Origin of the sequence: Haladaptatus sp. DYSN1 (assembly GCF_029489995.1) — an archaeon.
In the GTDB taxonomy this organism is placed as follows: domain Archaea; phylum Halobacteriota; class Halobacteria; order Halobacteriales; family Halococcaceae; genus QDMS2.
The window spans coordinates 405285-419097 of record NZ_CP120470.1 but is presented as its reverse complement, the minus strand read 5'-3'; the positions used below and the strand labels follow the sequence as shown (position 1 = coordinate 419097).

The window sequence follows — 13813 nt, the reverse complement described above, 5'->3', positions numbered from 1 at the left end:
CGAACTGCGGCGCAAAAAGTGTTCTGCCGACTTAGCCGAGGCGCAAGACCTGTGCGTGCCGCGTCTCGCCGATGGTGAGCACCGTGCTCTCGTCGACGAATCCGTTTTCGACGGCGACCTGAATCGCCTGCGTGCCGACGATGTTCGCGACGGTCGCCCGCTGAAGGCTCGCGACGACGCCCTGTTCGTCGGTCTCGTCGCCGCCGTAGAAGCTCTCGCTCACGGAGATGGAGACGTCGCCATCGGTGAACGTCTCGCCGAGGATGTCCGAATCACAGACGGAGACGAGCAGGCCTTCGGGGGTCTGCCGTTCGTTTACGATCATTCTTCGACGAGTTTGCGCTCTGCTTCCTGGCGCAGCTCTTCTGCCTCCTCTGCGAACTGCTCTGCGAGGTCGTCCTCGCCGACTTCCTCGTGGGCGCGAGCCTTCTCCTCAAGCAGGTCGATGGTGCGGAAACCGAGGCGAAGCGCGTTGTCGAAGCAGTTGAGCGCCTCCTGTGCGAGACCGCGTTCGAGCAGGAAGAAGCCGCGATTGTACCACGCCTGCGGGAAGCGCGGGTCGATTTCGACGGCGCGCTCTGCGTGTTCGAGCGCTTGCTCCGGGCGACCGAACTGCCAGAGCGCGTAGGCGAGGTTCGTCTCCGCGCTCGCGGCGTGCTCGGAGCGGTCGTCGAGCGAGATGGCTTCCTGATACGCGCCAATCGCTTCGTCGAACTCCTCTAACTCGGCGTGGGCCGCACCTTTGTTCACCCAGGACTCCTGGGCGACGAGGTCGTCTTCTGCGAACTGCGCGGCGCGCCCGAACGCCTCCGTCGCCTGTTCGAAGCGGTTGATTTGCATGTAGCCGAGGCCGACTTCGAGGAGTTGTGGGGCGTCTACGTCGTCTTTCGCGAGCTGGCGCTCGTCGAGCAGGTCGGTGAGGACGCGAGAGTCAACCGGGTCCACCTTCGAGGGGTCGACTTTCAATTCGGGTGGGTCGAGGTCGAACTCGTCGTACGAGTCTGAGAAACCCTGTCCCTCCGAGAACCGGTGTGGGTCGCGGTCGGGGTCGGTCATTGCCGGGCGTAGGCAATCACGCACATTAAGGGCTACGCCATCGCCACCCGCAGAATAATCGTCTCGAACCGCGAAGTGTCTGTATGCGACTGTTCGTGAGCATCGACCTGGACGGGCTCGCAGCGGCGGTCGCCGCCGTCCAGGAACCCCTCGCGTCGGTAAGTGGACTCGACCTCGTGGACCCGAACCAGACCCACGTCACGCTCAAATTCCTCGGCGAAGTCGGTGAGAAGAGCGTGCCGGAAATCGAAACCGCCGTCAGCGAAGCCGTCAGAACGACGGCGATTCGCCCCTTCACGGCGACGTTCGAGGGGCTCGGCGCGTTTCCGAACAGCGACTACATTCGCGTCGTGTGGCTCGGCGTCTCGGACGGAGCATCGGAATTGACCCGGCTCTACGAGGCCATCGAACGCCGACTCATCGAGGAGGGATTCGAGCCCGAAAGCCACGAGTTCACGCCGCACGTCACCCTCGGGCGGATGCGCCACGGCGGGGGCAAGGAAAAACTCCAGCGGGCACTCGAAACGGAGGGGGTGACCGCCGGGTCGATGGAGGTACGCGAGGTGCGCCTCAAAGAGAGTCTGCTCTCCGGTGACGCCCCCGAATACGTCACCGTGTCGCGGTTCGAACTGATTTAGGTCGGCCAAAATCTTTCAGTTCAGTGATAATTCTTAAGCCCATCGCGGCGCAAGCACGGATATGGGACTGGTCGAGAATCTCATCCTGGTGTTCATCGCGGGGTTTATCACGGCGCTCGCGACCGGCCTCGGCGCGCTGCCGTTCTTTCTCGTCGAGCGCGTGAGCGACCGGTGGAACGTCGTCCTCTGGGGGCTCGCCTCCGGCATCATGGTCTCTGCGTCCCTGTTCGGCCTCATCGGCGAAGGGCTGGCGAACGGGACGCCGACGGAGCTCGCCATTGGCCTGCTCGCCGGCGTCGTCCTCGTCGTCGTCAGCCACCGCATCATCTCCGGGACCGAAGTCTCGCCGAAACGCTACGAACAGGCAGACTTTCGCAAACTCGTCTTGATTCTCGGCATCCTCACCGTCCACTCGTTTCCGGAGGGCGTGGCCATCGGCGTCTCCTTTGCGGACCTGAATCTGGACACGGGCATCGCCCTGCTCGGCTTTAGCGTCCCGCTGCTCGCCGTGTTCATGACCGTCGCCATCTCGATTCACAACATCCCGGAGGGCGTGGCCATCTCCATTCCACTCCAGTCGATGGGCGTCTCGAAGTGGCGGATGGTCTGGTGGGCCGTCTTTTCGAGTCTTCCCCAGCCGCTCGGTGCAGTCATCGCCTTCTACTTCGTCCGCATCGCGCGGGAGTTTCTGCCCTTTGGCTTTGGCTTCGCGGCGGGGGCGATGATTTACCTCGTGCTCTCTGAGTTCATCCCCGAAGCCCTCGAACTCGGCGAGGAACTGCCCGGCGGCGGGCACACGGAACTCGCCTCCGGCCTCCTGGTCGGCGTGCTCGTCATGGTTCCCCTCGCGTTCGTCTGAATCGGCCGCTAACCTGAGTCAAAGGAACAAGATTTTATGCCGTCGAAGGGTACGCCCGTGTACTATGGGCAAGAAATCGAAGGCCAAGAAAAAGCGCCTGGCCAAACTCACGCGCCAGAACACGCGCGTTCCCGCCTGGGTTATGATGAAGACGGACATGGAAGTCCGACAGAACTACAAGCGCCGCAGCTGGCGGCGAAGCGACACCGACGAGTAAGCAATGAGCGCAAGCGATTTCGAGGAGCGCATCATCACCGTGCCGCTCCGTGACGTTACGGCAGTTGCAAAGCACCAGCGAGCCAACCGCGCGATGAAGATCATCCGCGAACACCTCGCGAAGAACTTCAAAGTCGACCCAGAAGACGTGCGTCTCGACCCGTCTATCAACGAGGCCATCTGGTCTCGCGGTCAGAAGAAGCCACCGCGCAGACTCCGCGTCCGCGCAGCGCGCTTCGAAGAGGACGGCGCACGCATCGTCGAAGCCGAACCGGCAGAGTAACGCTGTGTTACGTGCGGCATTCTCCGGTTCCGCGTACGTCGGCATCTTCGCGCGGACCACTGACGACTGCGTCGTCGTTCGCCCCGATGTCGACGACTCACTCCTCGCCGACTTAGAGGAGGAACTCGATGTCCCAGCAGTGGCAACCACGGTCGGCGGGTCGGGTGCGGTCGGCGCACTCGTCACCGGCAACGAGAACGGCCTGCTCGTTTCGAGCCGCATCAGCGACTACGAACGCGAGCGCATCGCGGACGTCGTCTCCGTTCCTGTGTACGAGTTGCCCGGTCGCATCAACGCCGCCGGGAACGTCATCCTCGCGAACGATACCGGCGCGTACGTCCACCCAGACCTCTCAGATGCGGCAGTAGAGGCGGTACGTGACGGCCTCGACGTGCCCGTCGAGCGCGGCGACTTGGCCGGCGTCAGAACCGTCGGCGCTGCGGCCGTCGCCACCAACAGAGGCGTCCTCTGTCACCCGAAAGCTACGGACCAGGAACTCGACGCGCTCGAAGCCGCGCTCGGCGTTCCGGCCGACATCGGGACGGTGAACTACGGGGCTCCCCTCGTCGGCTCCGGCCTGCTCGCCAACGACGCCGGCTACGTGGCCGGCAAGGACACGACCGGGCCGGAACTCGGTCGCATCGAAGACGCCCTCGGTTTCATCTAAGCCGTCGATTCGCCACCGATTCTGCGGATTTTCCGCCGAATCGACGCCCAACTCCGACGAGCGACAGCGCAGCACAGGAAGGGAAGATACTTCCCGCTCGCTCCCGGTATTCTCTTCCATGAGTCAATTCACCGTGACTGGTCAGTTCAAGACGAGCCGTGGCTGGGAATCGTACACCAAACAAATCGACGCGCCAAACGAGAACGTCGCACAGGAGCGCATCTTCACGCAGTTCGGCTCCAAACACGGTCTCGACCGCACGAAAATCACCATCGACTCCGTTGAAGAGGCAGAGGAGGTCGCAGCATGAGCGCCCAACAGCAGATGCAGCAGCTCTCCCAGCAGCTGCAGGCACTCGACGAAGAAATCGAAGCGCTCGAAGCCGAAATCGAGCAGAAGCGCGAAGAAAAACAGTCGATGGACGAGGCAGTCGAAGCCCTCGAACTCTTAGAGAGTGGCTCGACGGTACAGGTGCCACTCGGCGGCGGCGCACACGTCCGCGCAGAAGTGCTCGACATCGACGAAGTCGTCGTCACCCTCGGCGGTGGCTACGCAGCAGAGCGCGACCAAGAAGACGCAGTCGAGACGCTCAAGAACAAGAAAGAGCTCGTCGACGAGGAAATCAGCGACCTGCAGGACGAAGTCGCCGAACTCGAAGAGCAGTCTCAGCAGATCGAACAGCAGGCCCAGCAGATGCAACAGCAGCAGATGCAACAGCAGATGCAGCAGATGCAACAGCAGCAGGGCGAAGGCGACGAGCAGTAAGGTGAGATGTTCGACGGACTAAAAGAGAAGCTTTCGAGCTTCCGAAAGGATGTCGAGGAGTCGGCGGAAGTCGAGGAAGATGTCGACGACTCGCCAGCAGCCGACACGGAATCGGCGGCCGACCCGGCCACAGCCGAGGCCGACGCCGTCGAAGCCGAACCGGAAGCCCCTGCGGAGGCGGCTCCGGACGCAGCGCCGACCGAGACCCCGGAGCCAGCACCCGAACCGGTCGCAGACGAACCCGACTCCGCAGACCCCACCGAAACCGTCCCTGCGGAGGTTCCTGAGACGACTGACGAAGTCGAACCGGAAGCCAGTGCCGAAGCGGAACCCGAGACGGACGAAGGAGACGTCCAAGAGGCAGAGGCAGCCGGGGACGAAACAGACCCCGAGAAGGCGGACAACGGCCGCAGTTTCACCGAACGAGCGAAACTGTTCGCTACCGGACGGGTCGTCATCGAGGAAGAAGACTTAGAAGACCCACTCTGGAACCTGGAGATGGCGCTCATCCAGAGCGACGTCGAGATGAACGTCGCAGAGGAGATTTTAGACCGCATCAAGGAGAAACTCGTCGGCGAAACCCGTGTCCGCGGGCAGTCCACGGGCGACATCGTCGAAGAAGCACTCCACGATGCCCTCTACGACGTCATCAGCGTCGGGCAGTTCGACTTCGACCAGCGGGTTCGCGACGCCGACAAACCCGTCGTCATCATCTTCACGGGGGTAAACGGCGTCGGGAAGACCACGTCCATCGCGAAACTCTCGAAATACTTCGAGAAGCAGGGCCTCTCGACGGTGCTTGCCAACGGTGACACCTACCGCGCCGGGGCGAACGAGCAACTCGCAGAGCATGCCCGCCGGCTCGACAAGAAAATCATCACCCACGACCAGGGCAGCGACCCGACCGCCGTCATCTACGACGCAGTCGAGTTCGCGAAAGCCAACGACGTAGACGTCGTGCTCGGCGATACGGCCGGTCGGCTCCACACCAATAACGACCTGATGGCGCAACTCGAGAAGATAGACCGCGTCGTCGGGCCGGACATGACCATCTTCGTGGACGAAGCCGTGGCCGGACAGGACGCCGTCGAACGCGCCCGCACCTTCAACAACGCAGCGGCCATCGACGGTGCCATCCTGACGAAGGCAGATGCCGATTCGAACGGTGGCGCGGCAATCTCCATCGCTCACGTCACCGGAAAGCCGATTCTCTTCCTCGGCGTCGGGCAGGGGTACGACGACTTAGAGCGCTTCGACCCCGAACAGATGCTCGAACGCCTCCTCGGTGAGGAGTGAGCGGCGGATACCAGTCTTTTTTACCGGTATCGCGGACAAAACGCAGTGGTAACCAGGGGACGGCCACGGGAAACTGTGGGAAGCAACCAATCGCACAACCAGCAGCGGTCGCGTGTGCCGGTAAAATCTACCGCATCATGGGTTGTGGGGATGTTTTCGCCGTGAGACGCGTGTTCAAGATGCTTCCATGATGAACGTCCCGTGAGGGATGTGCACATGGACCAACCAACTACTGTCGATAATGCAGTAGGCGTAGCAGAAAGAAGAGGTGGAGTGGCATGAACACCGTAGAGCAGTGGAAACAGGAACAACATCCACTCGACATAATCGACGACGTCGAGCGATTCGCCGCGGAGGGAGTTCCATTCGAGAACCTCGAAGACCGGGCTGGTCCCGGCGTCTGGGAGCGGTTGAAGTGGGCGGGGATGTACGCCCACGGCAAGCACACGGGCTACTTCATGCTCCGGACGAAGGTTCCCGGCGGGTACCTCACCCCGGAACAGGCCGCCGTCATCGGTGAGGTTGCAGACGAGTTCGCAACTGCGCCCGACGAGTTTGGCGGCGCAGAACAGAACGAATTCTGGGGGGATGCGTACCTCGACATCACGACCCGACAGGACGTCCAAATGCACTGGATTCGACTCGAAGATGTTCCCGAGATCTGGCGACGGTACGACGCAGTCGGCCTGACGACGATTCAGGGATGTGGCGACGGGGCGCGAAACGTTCTCGGCTGTCCCGCGGCCGGCCTCGACGACCACGAGTGTTTCAACGCCCAGCCCGTTGTGGATGCCGTCTCTGACTTCTTCACAGGGAATCGTGAGTACGCGAACCTCCCCCGGAAGTTCAAGCTGACAATCACCGGATGTAGCCGCGATTGTGCACAGTCACAGATAAACGATATCGGACTCACGCCCGCCCGAAAGGAGTTCGATGGTGAGTCCTACTACGGCTTCCACGCCCGCGTCGGCGGGGGACTTTCCGACGGCCCTCGAATGGCCTCAGACCTGGATGTGTTCATCCGACCCGAAGACGCAGTCGAGTTCTGCCGTGCCGTCGCCCAGGTGTTCAAGGAACTTGGTGACCGGCACAACCGTGGCGTCTGTCGGATGCGCTACCTCGTCGAACAGCTCGGCCCGGAGCGATTCGAGGAGGCGATTCGCGCCCGGTGTGAGTCCCCACTTTACTCACGAGGAACGGACCTGACAACCGGGTACACCGGCGACCACGTTGGCGTCCACGACCAGAAGCAGGACGGCCTCAGATTCGTCGGCTTCAACGTCATCGCGGGTCGGATGGGCGGCGACGAGTTCGCCGCCGCCGCCCGCGCCGCCGCGGAGTACGGCACCGACGAGGCGTCGGTTCGCCTCGCCACCGACCAGAACTTCCTCATCTCTCACATCCCCGAGGCGAACGTCGAGGCGCTCGTCGCAGAACCGTTCGCCGCCGACTATCAGCCCGACCCCGGACCCTTCTCGCGAGGAGCGGTCGGCTGTACCGGCAGCGAGTTCTGTAACTACGGCATCATCGAGACGAAAAATCGGGTGCGTCGCTGGGCGCGGGAACTCGACGAGCGGGTGGCGGTCCCCGACGGCGTCGACGTGATTCGGATGCACATGAGCGGATGTTCGGCCTCCTGTGCGCAACCCCAAATCGCCGGCATCGGCTTTCGTGGAGAGACCGTGAAAGTCGAGGACGGTACGAGTACCAACGCTGAAGGTGACGCCATCGTCGAGGGCATGGACGTGGGCCTCGGGGGAAGTCTCGGAGCGGACAACGACTTCATCGACTGGGTGGAGACCGCCGTCCCCGCCAGTTCGGTGGTACCTGCGCTCGAACAGCTCTTTTCGGCTTACTCGACGGAGCGAACCGAGGGCGAGCGCTTCTACGAGTGGTGTCGACGCGTGGATAACGACCAACTGCGAACCATCATGCAGCACGCGGACGTGAACGTCTCGGGGGGTGTCGCCCATGAGGGATGAACCGTTTCCGGGCGTTCCCGGCAGAGAGACCTCGGCGGAAGCACGGACCGATGGGGGCGCGGTGAACGTAAGCGAGGACGGCAGCCTCGGCGACCTCACATTCACCCGGCCGGCGGAGGGAAAGAGCCAGGACGTAGAGGAGTCCGACCCGACCGTGCGGTGGGGCGTCCCTGATGGCGTCGATCTGGACACGCCGGGCTACTCGATTCGGGCGTCGATGAACGACATTGAGACACCAGACGAAAAGACGTGGTTCATGGAACTCGACGAAGCGGTCATCAGAGAAGACCGGTGTATCCAGTGTGGAACCTGCGTTGCCGCCTGCCCCTCGGACTCGATTGGCATCGGTGACGACGGTCTGCCAGAACTGGTCAAAATGTGTACCGGTTGTTCGCTGTGCTGGGATTTCTGCCCCCGCGGCGGCCTCCGCTACGAACGTCAGTGGAAGATTACCGGTGGCGACGACAACGTGAAAGGCGCGGGAGATCCTCTCACCGAATTCTCGGCGAAAGTGACCGACGACTGGCGCGAGAACGCCCAAGACGGCGGTGTCGTGACGGGCATCCTCAGTCACTTGCTAGAAGCCGGTGAAATAGATGGAGCGCTCATCGCCACCGAATCCGCAGACGAACCGTGGAAAGCCGAGAGTTTCCTCGCGACCACTCACGACGAGCTGGTCGCAAACGCCGGAAGCTTCTACAATCAGACGATGGCGCTCGGTAACCTCGACCTCGAACAGTGGGCGCACAAACTCCCCAACAAGCCGGTTTCCGAGTTGAGCCTCGCCGTGGTCGGGACACCATGCGAAATCGAGGGCATCCGCGCCCTACAGGACTTTGACTGGGATTACCAGAGTCAAGAGGAGGGGGTGCGCGCCATTTCCTACACCATCGCGCTGATGTGCACGAAGAACTTCAATTACCAGCGACTCATCGGCGAGCAATTGGAAGAAAAACGCGGCGTCTCACCGGACGAAATCGGTAAACTCGATGTGCTGCACGGGAAGATGATGGCCTACGACCACGACGGCGACCTCCTGGTCGAAGAGGACGTGGCGAACTTCCACGACGCCGCCCTCAAAGGCTGTGACGAGTGTGCCGACTTCACCGGCTACTGCGCGGACCTCACCGTTGGCTCCGTTGGGAGCAGCGACGAGTTTTCGAGCGTTATCATCCGCACGGAACAGGGGATGCGAGCGTGGGAACTCACCGAACCCGACCTCGAGTACCACGACTTAGAAGACCGGAGCGCGATTGGCAAACTACAGGGCTGGGACAAGAAGAAGGCCTTCGAGTCGCTAAAGCGACCGTTCGACCCGGACGCCCCACGATTCATCGACTACACCGACCACGCCGAGTGGTACGACACGAATCTGAACCCCCACGAATCGGACCACTGAGCGGAGAATCAGGCCCACTGTCCGAGAAAAAGCCTTTATCACCTGGACCGCCTAGCCTCGCGTAACATGGTACTTGACAATCTCGGGAGCTCCCTGCGGGGCACCCTCGACAAACTCCGCGGCAAGTCTCGTCTCAGCAAGGAGGACGTCGAGGAGATCGTCAAGGAGATTCAACGCTCTCTCCTGCAGGCCGACGTCGACGTCGGCCTCGTGATGGAACTCTCCGACAACATCAAAACGCGCGCCCTGGAGGAAGAACCGCCGGGCGGCACCTCGGCGCGTGACCACGTCCTTCGCATCGTCTACGAGGAACTCGTGGACCTCGTCGGCGAGAGCACCGAACTCCCGCTCGAAAAACAGACCATCATGCTCGCGGGCCTCCAGGGGTCGGGGAAGACCACCTCCGCCGCGAAGATGGCGTGGTGGTTCTCGAAGAAGGGGCTTCGCCCCGCGGTCATCCAGACCGACACCTTCCGGCCGGGCGCCTACGACCAGGCCAAGGAGATGTGTCGCCGGGCGGAAGTCGATTTCTACGGCGACCCAGACGAGGAAGACCCGGTCAAAATCGCCCGCGAGGGCCTCGAAGCGACCAAAGACGCGGACGTGCAGATCGTGGACACCGCCGGTCGCCACGCGCTCGAAGCCAACCTCATCGACGAAATCGAGGAGATTCGCGCGGAAGTGAAACCCGACCGTTCGCTGCTCGTCTTAGACGCCGCAATCGGGCAGGGTGCAAAGGAACAGGCCCAGCAGTTCGACGAGTCGGTGGGTATCGACGGCGTCATCATCTCCAAACTCGACGGGACCGCGAAGGGTGGTGGGGCGCTCACCGCCGTCAAGGAGACGAACTCCTCTATCGCCTTCCTCGGGACGGGCGAGACCGTCCAGGACATCGAACGCTTCGAACCGAGCGGCTTCATCTCTCGCCTGCTCGGGATGGGTGACTTAAAACAGCTCACCGAGCGCGTCGAGCGCGCCATGGCGGAAACCCAGGAGGAGGACGAAGACTGGGACCCAGAGGACATGCTGAAAGGCACGTTCACCCTCCGGGACATGCGCCGGCAGATGCAGGCGATGAACAAGATGGGGCCGCTCGACCAGGTTCTCGACATGATTCCGGGCCTCGGCGGTGGGCTGAAAGACCAGCTGCCCGACGACGCGATGGACGTGACGAAAGACCGGATGCGCGTCTTCGAGTTCATCATGGACTCGATGACCGAAAACGAACTGGAGAACCCCCGGTCTATCAGTGCGAGTCAGGTGAAGCGAATCGCCCGCGGTTCTGGCACCTCCGAAGAGCAAGTGCGCGAACTGCTCCAGCAACACAAGATGATGGAGCGGACGCTCAAGCAGTTCAGCGGGATGGGCGATGGCGACATGCAACGGATGATGAAGCGCATGCAAAAACAGGGCGGTGGCGGCATGGGCGGTATGGGCGGCATGGGGCCGTTCTGAGTCGTTGTAAACTGGTTTTTTATTCCTGCGGCGGCACTGTCCTCACATGAGTGCCCGCGACATCGCAACCGAGGCGTACCGGGAAGCACTCCCGGCCCTCGGTCTGAGTGTCGTGGGCGGCCTGTTCGCCGGCGTCGTCCTCGGTGGAATGCGTGCTGAACTCCAAGACGTGCCCGGCCTCCTCGTGTTGATTCCCGCACTGCTCGCCACCCGCGGGAACGTTTACGGGTCGCTCGGTGCGCGAATTGCGACCGGACTCCACCAGGGGCTCGTCGAACCCCACGTGTTCAACGGCGACCGGAGGCTCCAGTCGGCGGTTGCAGCATCGATGGCGAATGGCATTCTCGCGAGTCTGTTCGCCGCCGCAGTCACGTTCTTCGTCCTCGGTGGTCTCTCCCGACCAGCCGCCCCCTTGCAAACGCTCCTCGCGATTGCGCTCATCGCGGGTTTGCTGTCGGGAACCGCCCTCTCCGTCGTCGTGGTGACAGTCGTGTTCGCTGGGTATCGGCGCGGCTACAACCCCGACACGCTCGTCGGTCCCGTCGTCACGACCACGGGCGACGTGTTCGGCCTCGCGTTCCTCCTGCTCGCCGTTCGAACCGTCCTCACCCTGGGGGTGGGCTGAGTGCCCACCGACTGGACGGTCCGCGCAATTACCCGCGCGCTGCTCCCCGTCTTGCTCCCGCTCACGCTGGTCGAAATCGGGAGCGGTCTCGTCCTCGGGACCTTCGAGAACACGCTGCTTCGCTATCCCTCGCTGCTCGTCCTCGTGCCCGTGACGATTGGCACCGCCGGCAACCTCGGAAGCATCCTCGCGGCTAGACTCTCGACCGCCTTCCACCTCGGACTCCTCTCCTTTGGCCGGGCCGACGAGACGCTGCTCGGGAACGCCCTCGCGACGATTGGCCTCGCCCTCACCGTCTTCCCCGTCGTCGGCGTCGGTGCGTGGCTCCTCTCGTGGCTCACCGTCGGGACCGACCTGCCGCTCAGAACCGTCTTTCTCGTCTCGCTTTCCAGCGGCGCGACACTAGCCGTCGTCGCCGTCCTCATCACCTTCGTCGCGACGTACGCGGCCTACCGGTTCGAACTCGACCCCGACGACGTGGTGATTCCCGTCGTGACCAACGCTTCTGACGTGCTCGGGGTCATCATCCTGTTTCTCGCCGTGCGCGTGTTCGTCTGAACCGACGAGCATTTGCGGGGTTCGCCCCGAGAGAGAAGTGTGCAGTCGCTCGTGGACCTCCTCTGGGTGGTCGGCCCCCGCGTCGCGAAGATTACGCTGTTCATCGCCATCGGCGTCTTCCTCGCGAATCTGGCGGTGGCGTTCGGCGCGGTGCGGAAGATTGCGGCCCTCTCACGGCCCCTCACCCACCCGGCGAACCTGCCAGAGGAGGTTGGCACCGCCATTCTGACGACAACGGCCTCGACCACCGCCGGGTACGGGATGCTCGCCGAGTTTCGCGAGTCGGGGATGCTCGACGACCGCGCCACCCTCGTCGCCGTCACCATAAACACGTTCTTCGGGTTCGCCCAGCACATCTTCACCTTCTACGCACCCGTCCTCATCCCGATTCTCGGGCTCGAAGTCGGGCTCATGTACGTCGGGACGCGGGCGCTCATCGCGCTCGCCATCACCCTCGTCGGCATCGCCGCCGGGGCGTTCTTGCTCTCTTCGCACAACGTGAACCACGAGGCCACGCCAGAAGACGTCGAAGCCCCCGGCCACGAAGCCACCTCGACGCGCGAAAAGCTGGAAGACGCAGGCCAGAACACGGCGTCGAAGATTCGCGACATCGTCCCCCGTCTGGCCATCATCTACACGCTCGTCGTGTTCCTCACCACACGCTACGATATCGCCGCAGCCACCGCGTTCGCAGACCCCCTCGTCGCCGTCGTCGGCCTCCCAATCGAAGCCGTCCCCGTCATCGCCGTCCTCACCCTCGACACGACGAACGGCGCACTCGTCCTCGCTCCACTCATCGAGAACGGGACGTTCACCCCCCGGGCCGCCGTGGCCACCATGCTCGTCGGAAGCATCGTCTCCTTCGCCGTCACCACGTTCAAACGCTCTATCCCCTTCCAGTACGGTATCTGGGGCGCGGAGTTCGGCTCGAAGGTCATCGCCGTGAACACCGGCCTGAAACTCGTGTTCATCTCTCTCGCTGTCGGTATCCTGCTCGCGCCCATCTGGTGACACCACAATACATTCACATCATATTTCTTCGAAAACAATTACCACCCCGCCGTCTGTAGCCACACGTGCTATGGACAACGAACTGTCTCGTCGCAGGTTCGTGACGCTCACTGCTGCGGCCGGCGCTGTGTCGGTCGCTGGCTGTACCTCTGGAAACGATGGTGGGGACACGACGACAACCGACGGCCAAACGACGACTGGTGACGGCAACGGAAACGGCGACCACTCGGTTCCCGACGACGCGAGCGTCGCCTTCGAGAGCCCAACGGACGGCGCGGCGCTGAAGAGCGCCGCCCAGGTCGTGATGAGCGCGGAGAACTTCGACATCGAACCTGCAGGCGAAGTCAAACAGGGCGCAGGCCACTTCCACGTCCTCATCGACACAGACCCCGTCGAGACCGGCGAAGTGATTCCAAACGACGACCAGCACCGCCACTTCGGCGACGGGTCGAAACAGACTGTCATCGACTTAGCATCCGGCGACCACACCCTGACCCTTCAAGTGGGCAACGGCGCACACGAAGCCCTCCCGCTCACCGACTCCATCGACGTCGCCGTGACTGACAACGCGACCATCAGCATCGACTCTCCCGACGACGGCGCAGAGAAAGAAAGCCCCGTCTCCGTCATCATGGGCGCAGAGAACTTCGCCATCCAGGAGGCTGGAGAAGTCAAACAGGACACCGGCCACTTCCACATCATCGTCGACGGCGAACCAGTAGAGACTGGCAAGCCAATCCCGAACGACGACACCCACCTCCACTACGGCGACGGCTCGAACGAAGTCGAAGTTGAACTCGAACCCGGCGAGCACAGGCTCACCGCACAGGCCGGCACCGGCGCTCACCTCGCCCTCCCGCTCACGGACGAGATCTCCGTGACCGTACCCGAGTAACCCCGAGGGTTCGAAGGGGGAGAAAGGGGTTGCAGGCGGTCGGTTTACGCTCTTTTTCGAGACGAAGTGATGCCTCTCTTCGAGCGCTGGCGACTCGACGAAAATGAA

The 13813-nt window shown here is 62.8% G+C and carries 17 protein-coding genes; 15 read left to right on the top strand and 2 right to left on the bottom strand.

The window, feature by feature from the left end; translation table 11 throughout:
* Positions 1-31: 31 nt before the first annotated feature.
* Both P0648_RS02170 and P0648_RS02165 read right to left on the bottom strand, forming a co-directional pair.
* Positions 32-325: a DUF424 domain-containing protein gene (locus P0648_RS02170; RefSeq protein ID WP_276245885.1), complete on the bottom strand. Its 294-nt coding sequence runs from the start codon at positions 323-325 to the stop codon at positions 32-34.
* Positions 322-1056 (bottom strand): tetratricopeptide repeat protein, encoded by a 735-nt coding sequence (locus P0648_RS02165; protein ID WP_276245886.1) that lies wholly within the window; start codon positions 1054-1056, stop codon positions 322-324. Before P0648_RS02165 ends, P0648_RS02170 begins: the two co-directional genes overlap by 4 nt.
* A gap of 83 nt (positions 1057-1139) precedes the next feature.
* On the opposite strand from P0648_RS02165, the gene thpR reads away from it, so the two are divergent.
* The 15 genes from thpR to P0648_RS02090 all read left to right on the top strand — a co-directional run bounded on the left by thpR (position 1140) and on the right by P0648_RS02090 (position 13705).
* Positions 1140-1694, top strand: coding sequence for an RNA 2',3'-cyclic phosphodiesterase (gene thpR / locus P0648_RS02160; protein WP_276245887.1), 555 nt, complete (start codon positions 1140-1142; stop codon positions 1692-1694).
* Positions 1695-1755: 61 nt separating this feature from the next.
* The gene (locus P0648_RS02155) at positions 1756-2553 is read left to right on the top strand and encodes a ZIP family metal transporter (RefSeq protein ID WP_276245888.1); all 798 of its coding nucleotides are present in this window, start codon (positions 1756-1758) and stop codon (positions 2551-2553) included.
* 64 nt (positions 2554-2617) lie between these two features.
* Positions 2618-2770, top strand: a complete 153-nt coding sequence (locus P0648_RS02150) for a 50S ribosomal protein L39e (protein ID WP_276245889.1) — start codon at positions 2618-2620, stop codon at positions 2768-2770.
* A gap of 3 nt (positions 2771-2773) precedes the next feature.
* A complete protein-coding gene (locus tag P0648_RS02145; RefSeq protein WP_276245890.1) occupies positions 2774-3052 on the top strand; it encodes a 50S ribosomal protein L31e in 279 nt (92 codons plus the stop codon).
* A 4-nt stretch (positions 3053-3056) separates the two neighbouring features.
* Entirely contained in the window at positions 3057-3719 is a 663-nt protein-coding gene (locus P0648_RS02140) for a translation initiation factor IF-6 (protein ID WP_276245891.1), read from the top strand.
* A gap of 118 nt (positions 3720-3837) precedes the next feature.
* Entirely contained in the window at positions 3838-4029 is a 192-nt protein-coding gene (gene rpl18a, locus P0648_RS02135) for a 50S ribosomal protein L18Ae (protein ID WP_276245892.1), read from the top strand.
* Positions 4026-4484: a prefoldin subunit alpha gene (gene pfdA, locus P0648_RS02130; protein ID WP_276245893.1), complete on the top strand. Its 459-nt coding sequence runs from the start codon at positions 4026-4028 to the stop codon at positions 4482-4484. Before rpl18a ends, pfdA begins: the two co-directional genes overlap by 4 nt.
* 6 nt (positions 4485-4490) lie before the next feature.
* Positions 4491-5780, top strand: a complete 1290-nt coding sequence (gene ftsY, locus P0648_RS02125; RefSeq protein WP_276245894.1) for a signal recognition particle-docking protein FtsY — start codon at positions 4491-4493, stop codon at positions 5778-5780.
* Between the two features lie 278 nt (positions 5781-6058).
* Entirely contained in the window at positions 6059-7762 is a 1704-nt protein-coding gene (locus P0648_RS02120; protein ID WP_276245895.1) for a nitrite/sulfite reductase, read from the top strand.
* Positions 7752-9161, top strand: a complete 1410-nt coding sequence (locus P0648_RS02115) for a Coenzyme F420 hydrogenase/dehydrogenase, beta subunit C-terminal domain (protein WP_276245896.1) — start codon at positions 7752-7754, stop codon at positions 9159-9161. Before P0648_RS02120 ends, P0648_RS02115 begins: the two co-directional genes overlap by 11 nt.
* A gap of 66 nt (positions 9162-9227) precedes the next feature.
* Positions 9228-10616 (top strand): signal recognition particle protein Srp54, encoded by a 1389-nt coding sequence (locus tag P0648_RS02110; protein ID WP_276245897.1) that lies wholly within the window; start codon positions 9228-9230, stop codon positions 10614-10616.
* 46 nt (positions 10617-10662) lie between these two features.
* A complete protein-coding gene (locus P0648_RS02105) occupies positions 10663-11241 on the top strand; it encodes a magnesium transporter (protein ID WP_277505037.1) in 579 nt (192 codons plus the stop codon).
* Entirely contained in the window at positions 11242-11799 is a 558-nt protein-coding gene (locus P0648_RS02100; protein WP_276245899.1) for a magnesium transporter, read from the top strand.
* Between the two features lie 39 nt (positions 11800-11838).
* Entirely contained in the window at positions 11839-12810 is a 972-nt protein-coding gene (locus P0648_RS02095; RefSeq protein WP_276245900.1) for a nucleoside recognition protein, read from the top strand.
* Positions 12811-12880: 70 nt separating this feature from the next.
* On the top strand, positions 12881-13705 hold the full coding sequence (locus P0648_RS02090) for a DUF4399 domain-containing protein (RefSeq protein WP_277505036.1): 825 nt from the start codon (positions 12881-12883) through the stop codon (positions 13703-13705).
* The last annotated feature ends 108 nt before the right edge of the window (positions 13706-13813 follow it).

What these genes read in the sequence shown, in the direction of transcription:
- P0648_RS02155 (WP_276245888.1), top strand. Translation starts at nt 1,756, where the DNA reads ATGGGACTGGTCGAGAATCTCATCCTGGTGTTCATCGCGGGGTTTATC.
- P0648_RS02105 (WP_277505037.1), top strand. Translation starts at nt 10,663, where the DNA reads ATGAGTGCCCGCGACATCGCAACCGAGGCGTACCGGGAAGCACTCCCG.
- P0648_RS02110 (WP_276245897.1), top strand. Translation starts at nt 9,228, where the DNA reads ATGGTACTTGACAATCTCGGGAGCTCCCTGCGGGGCACCCTCGACAAA.
- thpR (WP_276245887.1), top strand. Translation starts at nt 1,140, where the DNA reads ATGCGACTGTTCGTGAGCATCGACCTGGACGGGCTCGCAGCGGCGGTC.
- P0648_RS02090 (WP_277505036.1), top strand. Translation starts at nt 12,881, where the DNA reads ATGGACAACGAACTGTCTCGTCGCAGGTTCGTGACGCTCACTGCTGCG.
- P0648_RS02165 (WP_276245886.1), bottom strand. Translation starts at nt 1,056, where the DNA reads ATGACCGACCCCGACCGCGACCCACACCGGTTCTCGGAGGGACAGGGT.
- P0648_RS02120 (WP_276245895.1), top strand. Translation starts at nt 6,059, where the DNA reads ATGAACACCGTAGAGCAGTGGAAACAGGAACAACATCCACTCGACATA.
- P0648_RS02170 (WP_276245885.1), bottom strand. Translation starts at nt 325, where the DNA reads ATGATCGTAAACGAACGGCAGACCCCCGAAGGCCTGCTCGTCTCCGTC.
- P0648_RS02115 (WP_276245896.1), top strand. Translation starts at nt 7,752, where the DNA reads ATGAGGGATGAACCGTTTCCGGGCGTTCCCGGCAGAGAGACCTCGGCG.
- pfdA (WP_276245893.1), top strand. Translation starts at nt 4,026, where the DNA reads ATGAGCGCCCAACAGCAGATGCAGCAGCTCTCCCAGCAGCTGCAGGCA.
- P0648_RS02145 (WP_276245890.1), top strand. Translation starts at nt 2,774, where the DNA reads ATGAGCGCAAGCGATTTCGAGGAGCGCATCATCACCGTGCCGCTCCGT.
- P0648_RS02150 (WP_276245889.1), top strand. Translation starts at nt 2,618, where the DNA reads ATGGGCAAGAAATCGAAGGCCAAGAAAAAGCGCCTGGCCAAACTCACG.
- ftsY (WP_276245894.1), top strand. Translation starts at nt 4,491, where the DNA reads ATGTTCGACGGACTAAAAGAGAAGCTTTCGAGCTTCCGAAAGGATGTC.
- rpl18a (WP_276245892.1), top strand. Translation starts at nt 3,838, where the DNA reads ATGAGTCAATTCACCGTGACTGGTCAGTTCAAGACGAGCCGTGGCTGG.